The sequence below is a fragment of the Streptomyces sp. P5F9 genome, from assembly GCF_057961495.1.
In genome coordinates this window covers 1-13,723 of sequence record NZ_JBXVPZ010000254.1, presented here as the reverse complement: position 1 = coordinate 13,723, position 13,723 = coordinate 1, and the positions used below count along the sequence as shown (strand labels likewise).

Sequence of the window (13,723 nt, the reverse complement as noted above, 5' to 3'; positions counted from 1 at the left end):
CCCGCCCCGACGGTGCAGACCCCGGTGGCACCTCCCGTACCGCAGGCTGCCGCGACTCCCCCGCCGCCGCCCGCCGCACCGCCGCTCGGCGCCGGAAAGATCAACCTCGACAAGGGCCGCGTCAGCCTCCAGAAGAACCAGACGGTCTCCCTGGTCAAGGGCGGCCGCCCGCTCCTCTCCCAGGTCAAGATGGGCCTCGGCTGGGAGCCCGCGTACCGCGGCAAGGACATCGACCTGGACGCCTCGGTCATCGCCTACGGCCCGCAGCGCAACCACATCGACAGCTGCTACTTCGGCAAGCTCTCGATCCTGAACGGCGCGATCAAGCACTCCGGGGACAATCTCACGGGCGAGGGCGGCGGTGACGACGAGGTGATCGTCGTCGACCTCGGCCGCATCCCCCAGGAGGTCACCGGCCTGGTCTTCACGGTCAACTCCTTCTCCGGCCAGAAGTTCACCGAGGTCGCCAAGGCCTACTGCCGCCTCCTGGACGCCGCGACCGGCGAGGAACTGGTCCGCTTCGACCTCACCAACGCGGAGTCCCAGACCGGCGTGATGATGGCGAAGCTGGTCAAGCAGTTCTCCGGCGAGTGGGACATGACCGCGATGGGCGACTTCGTGAAGTCCCGCACGGTGCGGGGCATGGTGAAGCCGGCCGCCCAGGCGCTGTAACCACCCCACACAGTCCTACGACCGCTGCGGGCGCCCCTGAGCGAGGGGCGCCCGGCGTTCAGCTCACTCCCCCTGGGCGGCCGCCGGCCGTAGCCCGTCCGTCAGCAGGGACAGATAGCGGCGGATGTACTTCCCCTGCCCGTTCGCCAGCTCCGAGGCCGTGGACACCCCGTGGGCCAGCCGCAGGACCTCGATCGGCTCGATGTCCTGACGCAGGGTCCCCTCCCGCTGCGCCGCCTCCACCAGCCGCTGCGCCGCGCCCTTCATATGCGTACCGCAGGCCGTGAGCGCGCGATTGCTGCCGTCCGCGACGGCCGAGCCCAGCAGGGCCTTCATGCCGCGCACCTGGATCGTGCCGACGCACACCTCGTACAGCCACTCGGCCAGCGCCTCGCCCGGGGGCAGTTCCTTCGCGAGTTCGTCGGCGCGGGTCCCGAGCGCCTCGATCCGCTCGACATAGGCCGCCTCCAGCAGCGCCTGCCGGGTCGGGAAGTGCCGGTACAGCGTCCCGGAGCCGACGCCCGCGCGCTTGGCGATGTCGTCGAGGGACGCGTTCTCCCCGTGCTCGGCGAAGGACTCCGCCGCCACCTTCAGCAGTCGGTCGTAGTTGCGCCGGGCGTCCGCGCGCATGGGTCTGACCTGCGCCATCCAGATACTCCTTGCGAACCGGGGACTGTCTCCGTATCTTACCGAGTACTAAACGGAGACAGTCCCCGCTTATCACTGTGTTCGTCGACGGGCAGTCCGTGCTGCCCGCACGTCTTTCACACGGGGACGCCAGACCGGGAGAACTCCATGTCCACCCCGTCCGCACCGTCCACCACCGCCGATACTCTCTCCGCACCACCCCGGCCCGCCAGGCTCGGTACCGTCCTCTTCGTCGTCGTCACCGCCTACTTGATGGTCGGCGTCGACTCCACCGTCGTCAACGTCGCGCTGCCCGACATCCAGAAGGACCTCGACTTCAGCCCCACCGGCCTGTCCTGGGTCCTCAACGCCTACACGCTCGCCTTCGGCGGGCTGCTTCTGCTGGGCGGCCGGGTCGGGGACATCGCCGGCCGCCGCCGTACGCTCACGATCGGCGTCCTGCTCTTCGCCACGTCCTCCCTGCTCGGCGGACTCGCGACCGACAGCGCCTGGCTGCTCGCGGCCCGCGCGCTACAGGGCGTGGGGGCCGCGCTCATCGCACCCAACACGCTCGCCCTGATCACCACCAACTTCCCGGAGGGCCCGCGCCGTCACCACGCGCTCGGCATCTACACCTCCATGGCCGGCATCGGCGCCTCGATAGGCCTGGTCATCGGCGGCATGCTCACCTCCTGGGCATCCTGGCGCTGGTCGCTGCTGATCAACGTGCCGATCGGTGCGGCCGTGGCCCTGGCGCTCCCCCGCTTCGTCGGCGAAACCCCGCGCCACGCGGGCCGGTTCGACGCGGCGGGCGCGCTCACCGGCACCGCCGGGATGACCTCGCTGGTGTACGCGTTCATCCGGGTCTCGTCGGACGGCTGGGGCGATACGCAGGCGCAGTTGGGGTTCAGTTTCGCGGCGGCCCTGCTGGCGGGCTTCACCCTGGTCGAGTCCCGCGCCGCCCAACCAATCATGCCGCTGCGCCTGTTCACCAGCCGCAACCGCGCGGGCGGCTACGTGGGCGTCCTGCTGCTGCCGGCGGGCATGTTCGGCGCGTTCTACTTCCTCACGCTGATCAGTCAACGGGTCCTGGACTACAGCCCGTTGCGCGCGGGTTTCGCCTTCCTGCCGATGACCCTCGCGATGTTCACGGTGGTCCGCTTCGTGCCCCGGCTGCTGGCCCGCTCCGGTGCCAAGCCGGTGCTGCTCACCGGCATGGCCCTGCTCGTCGTCTCGGCGGCATGGCTGTCGCAACTCCGCGCGGAGGACGGCTACTTGACCGGACTGTTGGGCCCGCTGCTCCTGCTGGGCGTGGGCGTCGGCCTCAGCTTCATGCCCCTCAACGCGACGATCCTCGCGGGCGTCCAACCCCGCGAGGCGGGCGCCGCGTCGGGCCTCCTCCAGACCTTGCAGTGGCTGGGCGGCACCCTCGGCCTGTCCACCCTCGTCACGGTCTTCGGCACGGCGACCCGGCACGCGACCGGATCACCGTCCGACATCCTCGTCCACGGCTCGGCCCGCGCGTTCGGCGTCGGAGCCCTGATCGCCCTGACCGCGCTGCTGGTGTCGGCGTTCGTGATCACCGGCAGGAAACCCGAGCGGGCCGAGGGGACTGCCTAGAACAGCGCGCTGTACGCGTTGAGCGCGGGCTGGCCGCCGAGGTGGGCGTAGAGCACGGTGGAGTCGGCGGTGATCTCGCCGCGGGCGACCAGGTCGATCATCCCGGCCATGGACTTGCCCTCGTACACGGGGTCGGTGACCATCCCCTCGGTGCGGGCGGCGAGGCGCATCGCCTCCAGGGTGGTCTCGTCCGGGATGCCGTAGATGCCGGCGTGGTAGCGGTCGTCGAGTTCGACGTCATCGAGGGTCAACTCACGCTTGACGCCGATCAGTTGGGCGGTTCCGCGGGCGATGCGGGCCACCTGCTCCCGGGTCTCGGCGGGCTTCGCCGAGGCGTCGATGCCGAGGACCCGGCGCTCGCGGCCGCCCGCCTCCTCGATCGCCCGGAACCCGGCGACCATGCCGGCCTGGGTGGAGCCGGTCACCGAGCACACCACCACGGTGTCGAAGAAGACGCCCAACTCCCGCTCCTGCTCGGCGACTTCGTGGGCCCAGTTGGCGAAGCCGAGGCCGCCGAGCGGGTGGTCGGAGGCGCCGGCCGGAATGGCGTACGGCTTGCCGCCCGATTCCTCGACCTCCCTCAGCGCCTGCTCCCAGCTCTCCTTGAAGCCGATACCGAACCCGGCCTTCACCAGCCGCACGTCGGCTCCGGCCAGCCGGCTGATCAGGATGTTGCCGACCTTGTCGTAGACGGAGTCGGGCCACTCCACCCAACTCTCCTGGATCAGCACGCACTTGAGCCCGGCGCGGGCGGCACAGGCCGCGACCTGGCGGGTGTGGTTGGACTGCACGCCGCCGATCGAGACGAGGGTGTCGCAGCCCTTCGCGAGGGCGTCGGCGACGAGGTACTCCAGCTTGCGGGTCTTGTTGCCGCCGTAGGCGACACCGGAGTTGCAGTCCTCGCGCTTGGCCCACATCGTGGCGCCGCCGAGGTGGGCGGTGAGGCGCTCCAGCGGGTGGACGGGCGAGGGGCCGAAGAGGAGGGGGTAACGGTCGTACGAGGAAAGGGACATGGGTTCTCCAGGGTCAGTCGGCGTCGGCCAGGTCTGCGAGGGTGTGCCAGATGTCGGCCGTGACGCGGACCGCACCGTCCGTGTCACCTTCGGCGCAGGCCTCGATCAGCCGCTCGTGCAGTCCGGCCGAGCGGCATGAGCCGCCCTCGCCGAAGCGTCGTCGCTCCAGTCGGCGGATGAGCGGGGTGTAACGGGCGATGGTGGCGGCGGCGGCGCGATTGCCGCTCACCCGCACCGGTACGTCGTGGAGTTCGTCGTCGGCGCGCAGGGCCGCGTCCACGTCACCGGCGGCCACGGCGGCGGCGAACCGGTCGTTGGCCGCGCGCATCACGTCAACGTCCGTGTCCCGCAAGAGGGGTACGGCGGCCCGTGTCACCAACTCGTGCATGGCCCCGACCACGGCGGCGGCGTCCCGCACCTCGGCGGCCACGACCGGCGTCACCCGGGTGTAGCTCTGCGGCTTGCTCTCCAGCAGCCCCTCCTCCACCAGCCGCGAGAACGCCTCGCGCACCGGCGCGCGCGACAAGCCGAGCCGCTCGGCGAGATCGGCGTCCCGCACCACAGCCCCGGGTTCGATCTCCCCGGCCACGATGGCGTCGCGGATGGCTTCGTAGGCGCGGTCGCGGAGGAGGGTGCGCGGGACGGGCCGTAGGGCTTCCATGAACCGAATAGTAGAACTGAAATGTTAGATGTCAATCTCGGGGCACAAAGGAGTGCGCACCGATACTGTGGGCCGTCGAGCCAGAGGGGGGCAGATGGAACAGAGGGAACAGCCGTCGCCGGAAGCGGGGCGGGACACCTTCGGCGAGTTGTCGTCGTTGACCGACGTCGATGAGGTCGCCTCGGCGATCGTCGGCCTCATGAGCAACTTGTTCAGCGACTACGAACCGGGGGACGAGGGCGGGCGGCGGGTCGTCTTCGAGTTCGGGGCGAGCCTGCTGCGCGGCGGCTCGGGCGACGCCGAGATGGACGAGATACTGCGGGAGAAGTACCTGTCCTTCGACGACCGGCCGCGCGCGGAGTGGCACGCGGAGGCAGACTTCGACGCGATCGCCGCGCTGGCGCGAACGCTGATGGACTCACGGGAACGCCCCGAGACACAGATCGTCCAACCGGCCGGCCTGGAAGTGCTCGTCCGTGACGAGACACAGCATGAGGCGCTGCGCGCCCCGGAAGGCACGGCCACGGCGTACGAGGTGCCGACGCCGAAGGGAACCTGCACGGTCACGGTCGGCCCGCCCTCGCTCCCCCTGCTGCTGCGGCTCGCACTGAGGCGCTCCGGGATAGAGCGTCTGTCGGTGTTCGACCGTCAGCGGACGCAGGCTCACCTCATCGAGCAGGAGCACCGCAAGGGACTGGCCGAAGGCGCCGTCGCCCGGATCTCGGCGCAGCGGCTGCTCAGCGTGACGGCTGAGCCCTGGCTGTGCTCATTGCGGCTCGACGGCCCGCCCGGCATTGACCTCGCCGAACTGGAGCAGGTGGCAACGGCGTTCCGAGTACGGCTGGCCTACGAGAGCGACGTGGTGCTCGTACCGGTTCTCGACGTCAACCGTCTCGACGGGTCGTCCCAGCCTCGGCTGATCCGCCAACTTCCGCTGCGGGCGGAGGAGTTCGTGGAGGCGATCGGTCAAGGCACGGCGACCGGATTCATGGGCGACCGGCTGCTGGGCCCGGCGCCCGAGGTCCAGGAGGGACACGAGGTCCAGGAAGAGCTGTCCCAGCGCTATCTCCGGGCCATCGCGGCGACCGATCCCTTCGCGGCCTTCATGGGCTACTACCAGGTGTTGGAGTACAGCATGGAGGAGGAGTGGTTCCAGGCACTGCGCCGGCGGGTCGAAGCCTCGGGCGGCGTACTGGAGCGCCCCGCGGACAGCATGCGCAAGGCCGCCAAGCCGGCCGCCGACGCCCTCGGCGAGCGCACCGAGGATCTCGCCTTCCGTGAGGTCCGAGGGCTGAAGGCGGTGCTGGACAGGCACCTCGACATCGGTGCACTCGCCGCCGACCTGGACCAGTATCTGCAGGGCGCAGCCGACTACTTCGCCACCGGCACGGTCCACTTCGCCCAGGTGCCGCACCTGGACTTCGGCCGTGCCGGTGATCCGGCCGGGCAGGCTGTTCTCAGGGCGCGTGCCGCAGAGCGCATCTACCAGGTCCGGTGCGCGGTCACGCACAGCAAGGAGTCCGGCGACCGGTACAGCCCGTACACCGACGAACTCTCCTTGGGACGTGAAGTGCCGCTCGTCAGGATCGCCGCGGAACATCTGCTCTTCCCCGCCGACGAGCGGCTGTGACCCGGTCGCCGGCGGTCAGCGCTTCTGCCGCTTCCAAGGCCCCGTGATCGCCAGCATGATCCCCGGCGTCTGGATGTTCGCGTACAGGGTCTTGCCGTCAGGGGAGAACGTCACGCCGGTGAACTCGCTGAACTCCGGCTTCTCCGCGGTGCCGATGTTGAGTTCGTTGCGGGCGATCGGGTATGTGCGGCCGCTGTCGGTCGCGCCGAACAGGTGCTGGACGCCCTCGCCGTCCTCGGCGATGACGAGGCCGCCGTAGGGGGAGACGGTGATGTTGTCGGGGCCGTCGAACGCGCCGTCCACGGACGGGTCGGGGTTGACGCCGATCAGGACCTTGAGGGTCAGGGTGCGGCGCTTGGGGTCGTAGAACCAGACGGCGCCGTCGTGCTGGACGGGGCTCTCCGTGCGGGCGAACGAGGAGACGATGTACGTGCCGCCGTCGCCCCACCACATGCCCTCCAGCTTGCGGGCGCGGGTGACCTCACCGGTGGCGAACTGCTTGCGGACCGACACAGTCTTCGCGTCGCGGTCGGGGACGTCGACCCAGTCGACGCCGTACACCGTGCCGATCTTCGTGGCGCGGGAGAGGTCGTCGACGAACTTGCCGCCGGAGTCGAAGCACTTGAAGGCCTGGAGGACGCCCGCGTCGTCGGCGAGGGTGCGGAGCTTGCCGCGGCCGTGGTGGAAGTGCTCCGGCGGGGTCCATCGGTAGAGGAGGCCGTTCGGGTTGGCCGCGTCCTCGGTCAGGTAGAGGTGGCCGCGCTTGGGGTCGACCACCACGGCCTCGTGGGCGTAGCGGCCAAGTGCCTTGATCGGCTTGGGGCTTCGGTTGGCGCGGCGGTCGACGGGGTCGACCTCGAAGACGTAACCGTGGTCCTTGGTGAAGCCGTTGGTGCCGGCCTTGTCCTCGGTCTCCTCGCAGGTGAGCCAGGTGTCCCAAGGGGTGTTGCCGCCCGCGCAGTTGGTGGCGGTGCCGGCGATGCCGACCCACTCGGCGACGTGGTCGCGGCGGACCTCGACGACCGTACAGCCGCCGGCCGCGGCGGGGTCGTAGACGAGGCCCTCGGTGAGCGGGACGGGGTGGGGCCAGTTGGCGCGGGGGCCGGCCAGCTCGTGGTTGTTGACGAGGAGGGTGGCGCCGCGCGGGCCGTCGAAGGTGGACGTGCCGTCATGGTTGGAGGGGGTGAACTCGCCCGATTCCAGCTTGGTCCTGCCGCTGTAGGTGATGACGCGGTACTTGAAGCCGGCGGGCAGGGCGAGGAGGCCGTCCGGGTCGGCGATCAGCGGGCCGTAGCCGACACCGACGTGCCCGTGCCCGTGTCCGGACGCCGATTTCTCGGCCGTGCTCTCGGCGTCGACGTCGGTGTCGGTGGAAGCGAGGGCGTTGGGCGCGGTGGCGAGGGCGCCGACGCTGCCCGCCAGCGCGACCCCGGCACCGGTCATCGCGGACTTGGCGGTGAAATCCCTGCGGGTGAGCGACATGCGTGTCTCCTGTGACGGTGGGTGTGCCGTGGAGGGTGGCGGACCTCGGTCGGCGCCACGCTTCCGCCCATGTCTGAACACGAGTTGAACACCGGTCGACTTCGCCGGGCCCTCTTCCATGAATCCGTATGCGATCAGCCACGCAGCCGTATGAGATCAGCCATGGGATTCAAAAATCTCCGGTTCCGCATCGCCTCGGCCCGCCCTCGCCGATCGGCTCAATTCCCTTGCTGGGAACGGGCTTTGAAGGCCGCCTTCCGCGCTTCCTTCGCGATCCGCTTGTCCGGGTGCAGGCGTCCCATCGCCTCCAGGACGTCCGCGGTCGCCGGGTGGTCGACCCGCCAGGCCGCCGCGAAGAACCCGTTGTGCTGCTGGGCCAGGCCCTCGACCAGGGCCTGTAGTTCCTCGGAGTTGCCCTCGGCGGCGAGCTGCGCGGCGACCGTGTCGACGGTCAGCCAGAACACCAGGTCCTCGGAGGGTGCGGGGACGTCGCTCGCGCCGTGTTCGCTCAGCCAGACCCGGGCGAGGCCGCCGAGTTCGGGGTCGTCGAGCACCTCGCGGAGCGCGGGCTCGGCCTCGTCGCCGACGAGGGAGAGCGCCTGCTGGCAGAGCAGCCGCCGCAGGGGCGCCCCTGTGTCGGCGCCACGGGCCGCGGCGAGCAACTCCCGTGCCGCCGCGAGGGGTTCGCGGCGGGCCAGCCACTGCTCGGTCTCGGCTCGCACGGCCCCCTGCGGGAACGTCGACGTCCCGTCGAGCAGCGCGTCCGCGCCCTTGTCCGCGAGATCTCCTACGGCGGGGGCGGCGAAGCCGGCCTCAAGGAGGCGGGCGCGGAGGCCGTAGAGGCCGAGGGGGGTGAGGCGGACCATGCCGTAGCGGGTGACGTCGGTCTCGTCGACGGGCGCGGAGGGTCCGTCCGCCAGGTCGTCCGGGTCGGCCATGAGGGCCTCGTCGACGGGCTGGTACTCGACGATGCCGACCGGTTCGAGGAGCCGGAACTGGTCGTCGAGGCGCATCATCGCGTCGGATACCTGTTCCAGGACGTCGTTGGTGGGCTCGCCCATGTCGCTCGGCACGATCATCGAGGCGGCCAGCGCGGGCAGCGGGACGGGTCCGTCGCCGGGGCCGTCCTCGTTGACGGTCAGGAGGTAGAGGTTGCCGAGGACGCCGTCGAGGAACTCGGCCTCCGCCTCGGGGTCCCAGTCGAGTGACGAGAAATCGACCTCGCCGCCCTCGTCCACGGCGTCGACAAGACCGTCCAGATCGGGCACGCTCGCGTCCGCGAGGAGGGTGTCGAGGGCGCCGAGCCACACCGCGAGCACGTCGCCGGGCGAGCCGGAGGTGAGCAGCGCCAGCTCCTCGCCGGCCGCGACGGTGCCCTCCTCCTCGTCGACGACCTCGACGAGCCCGGTGTCCACGGCGACCCGCCAGGCCTCGCTCGCGTCGGCCGCGGCGTCCTCGCCGGTGAGCCCGAGGAGCTCGGCCGCGGCGGGCAGCTGCTCGTCGACAAGGCTGCCACCGGCGTCGATCCGGGTGTCGGGACCCGCCCAGCGGGCGAGCCGTGCGGCCCGGGCGAGCAGGGGTGTGGACAGCGCGTCGCGCGCCAGCTCCGCTTCGGAGTTCAGCCGCACCGGCGGCAAGGGGGAGCTGTCTGACATCGGTGGGTTCTCCTAGGGCGCCTCGAAGGCCGTACGACGGCCGTACACGACACACGACTCAGCCGCTCAGCCTAGACGGATTTCCACCCATGCCGCCCGGTTCATGTTCCGGCCACGAGGAGTACGTGGCTGAAACCTTGACAACTGGGCGGTCCCGCAATGAGATTGACGCGCGTAGAAATGTCATGGACACCCAGTCCGGGTAACATCTACGCGCGTCGCCACCGCCCCACCGGTTCGCGGCTCCCACCGCCGTACTGCCTGTTCTCACCTGTTCCATCACCCTCGTCCCGGCACTCATGCATGTCCCCGGAGGGATCCCGTTGCCGAGCAAGTCCTCCGCGCGTCTCGCCGCGCTGACCGTCGCCGCCGTCTGTTCCGTGGCGTCCACGATCGTTCTCACCTCGCCCGCGCACGCCGACGGCGTGCGCATCCACGACATCCAGGGCACGACCCGCGTGTCCCCGTACGCCGGCCAGAAGGTCGCGGACGTACCGGGCATCGTCACGGGCGTCCGTACGTACGGCTCGTCGAAGGGGTTCTGGTTCCAGGACGCGACCCCGGACGACAACCCGGCCACCAGCGAGGGCGTCTTCGTCTTCACCAGCTCCACGCCGAAGGTCGCCGTCGGTGACTCGGTCACCGTCTCCGGCACGGTCTCCGAGTACGTGCCGGGCGGTGCCGCCACGGGCAACCAGTCGCTGACCGAGATCACCAAGCCGACGGTCACCGTCGTCTCCAGCGGCAACGCCGTTCCGGCCGCCACGGAGATCAGCGACCGGTCCGTGCCGAGCACGTACACCCAGGCCGGTGACACCGCCGCGAGCAATTCGATCAACGCGCTGGCGCTCCAGCCCAAGAAGTACGCCCTGGACTACTACGAGTCCCTTGAGGGCATGAACGTCCAGGTCTCCGACGCACGCGTGGTCACCGCGACCGACCCGTACGCGGAGCTGTGGGTCACGGTGAAGCCGCACGAGAACGCCACCAAGCGCGGCGGCACGGTCTACGGCTCCTACGACTCGCAGAACGGCGGCCGTCTGCAGATCCAGTCCCTGGGCGCGACGGCGGACTTCCCGGTCGTCAACGTCGGCGACAAGCTCACCGGCACCACGGACGGTCCGCTGGACTTCAACCAGTACGGCGGCTACACCCTCGTCGCGAACGAGATCGGCGCCGTGAAGAGCGGCGGTCTCCAGCGCGAGACGACGAAGAAGCAGTCGAAGAGCCAGCTCGCGGTGGCGACGTACAACGTCGAGAACCTCGACCCGTCGGACGGCACCTTCGCCGCACACGCCGCCGCGATCGTCAACAACCTGCAGTCCCCCGACATCGTGTCCCTGGAGGAGATCCAGGACAACAACGGTGCCACGGACGACGGCACGGTCGACGCGAGCGTCACGGTGAACAAGCTGATCGACGCGATCGTCGCGGCGGGCGGCCCGAGGTACGACTGGCGCTCGATCGACCCGGTCAACGACAAGGACGGCGGCGAGCCCGGCGGCAACATCCGCCAGGTGTTCCTGTTCAACCCGGAGCGGGTCTCCTTCACCGACCGCGCGGGCGGCGACTCCACGACCGCCGTGGGTGTCACCAAGGTGCACGGCAAGGCCCAGCTGACCGTCTCCCCCGGCCGGATCGACCCGGCCAACGCGGCCTGGAGCGCGAGCCGCAAGCCGCTCGCGGGCGAGTTCGTCTTCAAGGGGAAGACGGTCTTCGTGATCGCCAACCACCTGATCTCCAAGGGTGGCGACCAGCCGCTGACCGCGCAGTACCAACCGGTCACCCGCAGCTCGGAGACCCAGCGCCACGCGCAGGCGACGGCGGTCAACGCCTTCGTCAACGAGATCCTGGCCGCGCAGAAGAACGCGGACGTGATCACGCTCGGCGACATGAACGACTTCGAGTTCTCCGACACCGCGAAGATCCTCGAAGGCGACGGCGAGCTGTACTCGGCGATCAAGTCCCTGCCGAAGAACGAGCGTTACACGTACGACTACCAGGGCAACCAGCAGGTCCTGGACCAGATCCTGATCAGCCCGTCGGTCCGCAAGGACTGCTTCGAGTACGACAGCGTCCACATCAACTCGGAGTTCAACGACCAGATCAGCGACCACGACCCGCAGGTGCTGCGCTTCCAGCCGTAGCACCTACGGGCCCACGGGGGGTGGGTGGACGGGGTCTCGCCGGCTTGCACCAGGTCAGGCGAAGGCCCCGTCCAGCCAGTTCTGCCAGGCGAGTTCGTTCGTCTCGGCGTCGGCGTCCGGCGCGAAGTCGTGGACGCTGACGCCGACCGGGGCACCCCAGTGGTTGCGTCCGAAGAAGCGGATCAGCGCGCTGTCGGTGCGCAGTCCGATGAAGTACGGGTCGCGGAAGTCCACTACGGCGTCGAGGAGTTGACCCTCGGGCCCGCGCGCCCGCACCCGTGCCCCCTCGGCGGTGTCGTCCGCGAGGCCGAGCGCGCGGGCCGCAACGTCCAGCGCGTCAGGGGCAGTTGAGGCATCGGGCCCGTTGAGTGTCGCGAAGGCGACCGGCCGACCGGCGAAGTGGGTCACGTACTCCCGCAGGGTGTGCAGATAGAACCCGTTGTGCTTGCTCGCGCCGTCGTACTGGTTGTCCCAGTCGTCGGTGAAGATCCCGCTGTGCACGTACCGCACCCAGGCCCGCCGGCCGTCGTCGCGGGGCTCGATGGTCTCGTCGATCTGGTTGAGGCTCTGGACCGGGAATCCGACGTCCTCGGTGCGGGCGGTGAGCCGGTGCGGCGGGTCGAAGTTCGTGAGCGTGGACCCAAAGGGCCCGACCCGCTTCTCCTCGTCGAACTCCATCGGCCACAGCCACCCGCCCGTACCGGACGTGATGGCGTCCCACACCTCCCCCGGCGTGGCGTCGACCTCAAACTCGTAGACAATCTCGAATTCCTTGGACATGACTGGCTCCTGAGTCCTACTGGTCCAATTCAGGGGTGGACGGGTCCGGTTCCGGGACGGGCCGGGGTTGCGGCTGTTCCTTGACCGTGGGGTGGACGGCCACGATGATCCGGTGGTCGCGTCCCTCCTCCGCGCCACCCGCGTCGTACTTGCGGATGAGCGCGCTCACGCCGGCGGTCAGTTCCTGGATGAACGCGGCCCGGTCGGCGGCGGACGCGAAGCGCACCTCGCCGTCCAGCGCATAGGTCGCCAGCCGCTTGTGGGCCTTGGTCGCGCCGGTGATCAGCGAACCGACGTCCCGCACCAGCCGGGCGCCGAGCGCCAGCAGCCAGCGCGCGGAGAGCTGGTCGCGGAACCGGTCCGGGTCCGGCTGCACGGCGGCGAGCGCGAGCGGCGAGATGACGTACGACGCGGCGGTCGCCCGCATCAGCCGCTCGGTGACATTGCCCTTGCGCCGCTCGCCGGCCAGCTCGACCAGGCCGTGCCGCTCCAGCGCCTTGAGGTGGTAGTTCACCTTCTGCCGGGGCAGTCCGACCCTGCCGGCCAGCATGGTGGCCGACGCGGGTCCGGCCGCCAGCTCGGCGAGCAGCCGGGCCCTTATGGGGTCCAGCGAGACGGCTGCGGCCTCGGGGTCCTCGATCACGGTGACGTCCAGCATGCGTCCACCGTCTCACCGAACACTTTTTTTGTCCAGGGGAGCTGGATTGTCGGTGGAGCCTGCGCCGGATCAGTCGGGCACGAGGCCGAGCGCGTGGTCGTAACGGCTCACCGTGGTGCTCTTCAGTCCCGGCCAGGTCTGGACGCGTTCCCAGAGCGCGGTGGCGGAACCGATGCCGTCGCCGGCGGCGGCGAGGGCCTCCAGGTGGGACCGGGCGCTGTCCCACTCGGCGTAGTTGAGGACGCGGGTGCCGTCGGTGGAGAGGTGGAAGTGGGCGGAGATACCGCCGGGGTGCGGCGCGGGTTCGCTCTCCAGGGCCTCGAACACGGCGTCCACCCAGGCGCGTTGGCGGTCGGGGTCGGATCCCTCGAACTCCACGTCGACGATCACGACGCATCCGGGGACACGGCCGCCCCGGTCCGCCGGGCCGCCGCTGCGGTAGTGGCGGTAGCGGCCGAGGCCGAGTCGCTCGATACCCGGTACGGCGGTGCCGATCTCGTCGACGCGCTCCTGGCGGTGGGTCTTGACGAAGGTCTCGTACGCCGGCTCGCTCGTCCACTGCGAGTAGTGCAGCAGGGTGGAGGCGTCGTCGCCGGTGTACACGTGGTAGCCGAGGAGGTCGCCGGCGGGCCAGGGGCGGCGTTCCCAGGCGCCCGCGATCGCCTCGACGGACTGCCGTTGGCGCAGCAGCGTTCCCACCCGCCAGGTGCTGAATATGGGGGCGCCGACGCGGGGGTCGGCGCCCCCATATTCAGCACCTGGCGGGTGGGAACGCTGC

General features: G+C 70.2%; 12 protein-coding genes. 4 read left to right on the top strand and 8 right to left on the bottom strand.

The genetic code is table 11. The annotated features are described in order from the left end of the window. A partial coding sequence (locus AC31A1_RS32015) for a TerD family protein (RefSeq protein WP_489656679.1) occupies positions 1-672 on the top strand: 672 nt, incomplete at its 5' end. A 63-nt stretch (positions 673-735) separates the two neighbouring features. Here the strand turns inward: AC31A1_RS32015 and AC31A1_RS32010 are convergent. Then, complete coding sequence (locus AC31A1_RS32010; protein ID WP_489656678.1) at positions 736-1,320, bottom strand: TetR/AcrR family transcriptional regulator; 585 nt, start codon at positions 1,318-1,320, stop codon at positions 736-738. 147 nt (positions 1,321-1,467) lie between these two features. On the opposite strand from AC31A1_RS32010, the gene AC31A1_RS32005 reads away from it, so the two are divergent. After that, entirely contained in the window at positions 1,468-2,919 is a 1,452-nt protein-coding gene (locus tag AC31A1_RS32005) for an MFS transporter (protein WP_489656677.1), read from the top strand. On the opposite strand, the gene AC31A1_RS32000 is transcribed toward AC31A1_RS32005, so the two are convergent. Further along, positions 2,916-3,932 (bottom strand): 1-aminocyclopropane-1-carboxylate deaminase, encoded by a 1,017-nt coding sequence (locus tag AC31A1_RS32000; protein WP_489656676.1) that lies wholly within the window; start codon positions 3,930-3,932, stop codon positions 2,916-2,918. The two genes, AC31A1_RS32005 and AC31A1_RS32000, sit on opposite strands and share 4 nt — an antisense overlap. Positions 3,933-3,945: 13 nt before the next feature. Then, positions 3,946-4,593 carry a GntR family transcriptional regulator gene (locus AC31A1_RS31995; protein WP_489656675.1) on the bottom strand — a complete coding sequence of 216 codons (648 nt, stop codon included), beginning with the start codon at positions 4,591-4,593 and terminating at the stop codon, positions 3,946-3,948. 94 nt (positions 4,594-4,687) lie between these two features. On the opposite strand from AC31A1_RS31995, the gene AC31A1_RS31990 reads away from it, so the two are divergent. Further along, positions 4,688-6,223, top strand: coding sequence for a hypothetical protein (locus tag AC31A1_RS31990; protein ID WP_489656674.1), 1,536 nt, complete (start codon positions 4,688-4,690; stop codon positions 6,221-6,223). Positions 6,224-6,238: 15 nt separating this feature from the next. Here AC31A1_RS31990 and AC31A1_RS31985 read toward each other — a convergent pair whose 3' ends face one another. Further along, positions 6,239-7,705 (bottom strand): alkaline phosphatase PhoX, encoded by a 1,467-nt coding sequence (locus tag AC31A1_RS31985; RefSeq protein ID WP_489656673.1) that lies wholly within the window; start codon positions 7,703-7,705, stop codon positions 6,239-6,241. Positions 7,706-7,923: 218 nt separating this feature from the next. Next, complete coding sequence (locus AC31A1_RS31980) at positions 7,924-9,360, bottom strand: hypothetical protein (protein ID WP_489656672.1); 1,437 nt, start codon at positions 9,358-9,360, stop codon at positions 7,924-7,926. A gap of 323 nt (positions 9,361-9,683) precedes the next feature. On the opposite strand from AC31A1_RS31980, the gene AC31A1_RS31975 reads away from it, so the two are divergent. Beyond that, positions 9,684-11,507 (top strand): DUF8508 domain-containing protein, encoded by a 1,824-nt coding sequence (locus tag AC31A1_RS31975; protein WP_489656671.1) that lies wholly within the window; start codon positions 9,684-9,686, stop codon positions 11,505-11,507. Positions 11,508-11,561: 54 nt separating this feature from the next. On the opposite strand, the gene AC31A1_RS31970 is transcribed toward AC31A1_RS31975, so the two are convergent. The 3 genes from AC31A1_RS31970 to AC31A1_RS31960 form a co-directional block, all read right to left on the bottom strand. Then, positions 11,562-12,287, bottom strand: coding sequence for an SRPBCC family protein (locus AC31A1_RS31970; RefSeq protein WP_489656670.1), 726 nt, complete (start codon positions 12,285-12,287; stop codon positions 11,562-11,564). Positions 12,288-12,303: 16 nt separating this feature from the next. Continuing rightward, a complete protein-coding gene (locus AC31A1_RS31965; RefSeq protein WP_489656669.1) occupies positions 12,304-12,945 on the bottom strand; it encodes an ArsR/SmtB family transcription factor in 642 nt (213 codons plus the stop codon). Between the two features lie 69 nt (positions 12,946-13,014). Further along, complete coding sequence (locus AC31A1_RS31960; protein WP_489656680.1) at positions 13,015-13,662, bottom strand: antibiotic biosynthesis monooxygenase; 648 nt, start codon at positions 13,660-13,662, stop codon at positions 13,015-13,017. Positions 13,663-13,723: the final 61 nt, after the last annotated feature.

Coding starts and splice junctions, on each gene's coding strand:
- AC31A1_RS31990 (WP_489656674.1), top strand. CDS start 4,688: ATGGAACAGAGGGAACAGCCGTCGCCGGAAGCGGGGCGGGACACCTTC.
- AC31A1_RS32005 (WP_489656677.1), top strand. CDS start 1,468: ATGTCCACCCCGTCCGCACCGTCCACCACCGCCGATACTCTCTCCGCA.
- AC31A1_RS31970 (WP_489656670.1), bottom strand. CDS start 12,287: ATGTCCAAGGAATTCGAGATTGTCTACGAGTTTGAGGTCGACGCCACG.
- AC31A1_RS31985 (WP_489656673.1), bottom strand. CDS start 7,705: ATGTCGCTCACCCGCAGGGATTTCACCGCCAAGTCCGCGATGACCGGT.
- AC31A1_RS32010 (WP_489656678.1), bottom strand. CDS start 1,320: ATGGCGCAGGTCAGACCCATGCGCGCGGACGCCCGGCGCAACTACGAC.
- AC31A1_RS32000 (WP_489656676.1), bottom strand. CDS start 3,932: ATGTCCCTTTCCTCGTACGACCGTTACCCCCTCCTCTTCGGCCCCTCG.
- AC31A1_RS31980 (WP_489656672.1), bottom strand. CDS start 9,360: ATGTCAGACAGCTCCCCCTTGCCGCCGGTGCGGCTGAACTCCGAAGCG.
- AC31A1_RS31965 (WP_489656669.1), bottom strand. CDS start 12,945: ATGCTGGACGTCACCGTGATCGAGGACCCCGAGGCCGCAGCCGTCTCG.
- AC31A1_RS31995 (WP_489656675.1), bottom strand. CDS start 4,593: ATGGAAGCCCTACGGCCCGTCCCGCGCACCCTCCTCCGCGACCGCGCC.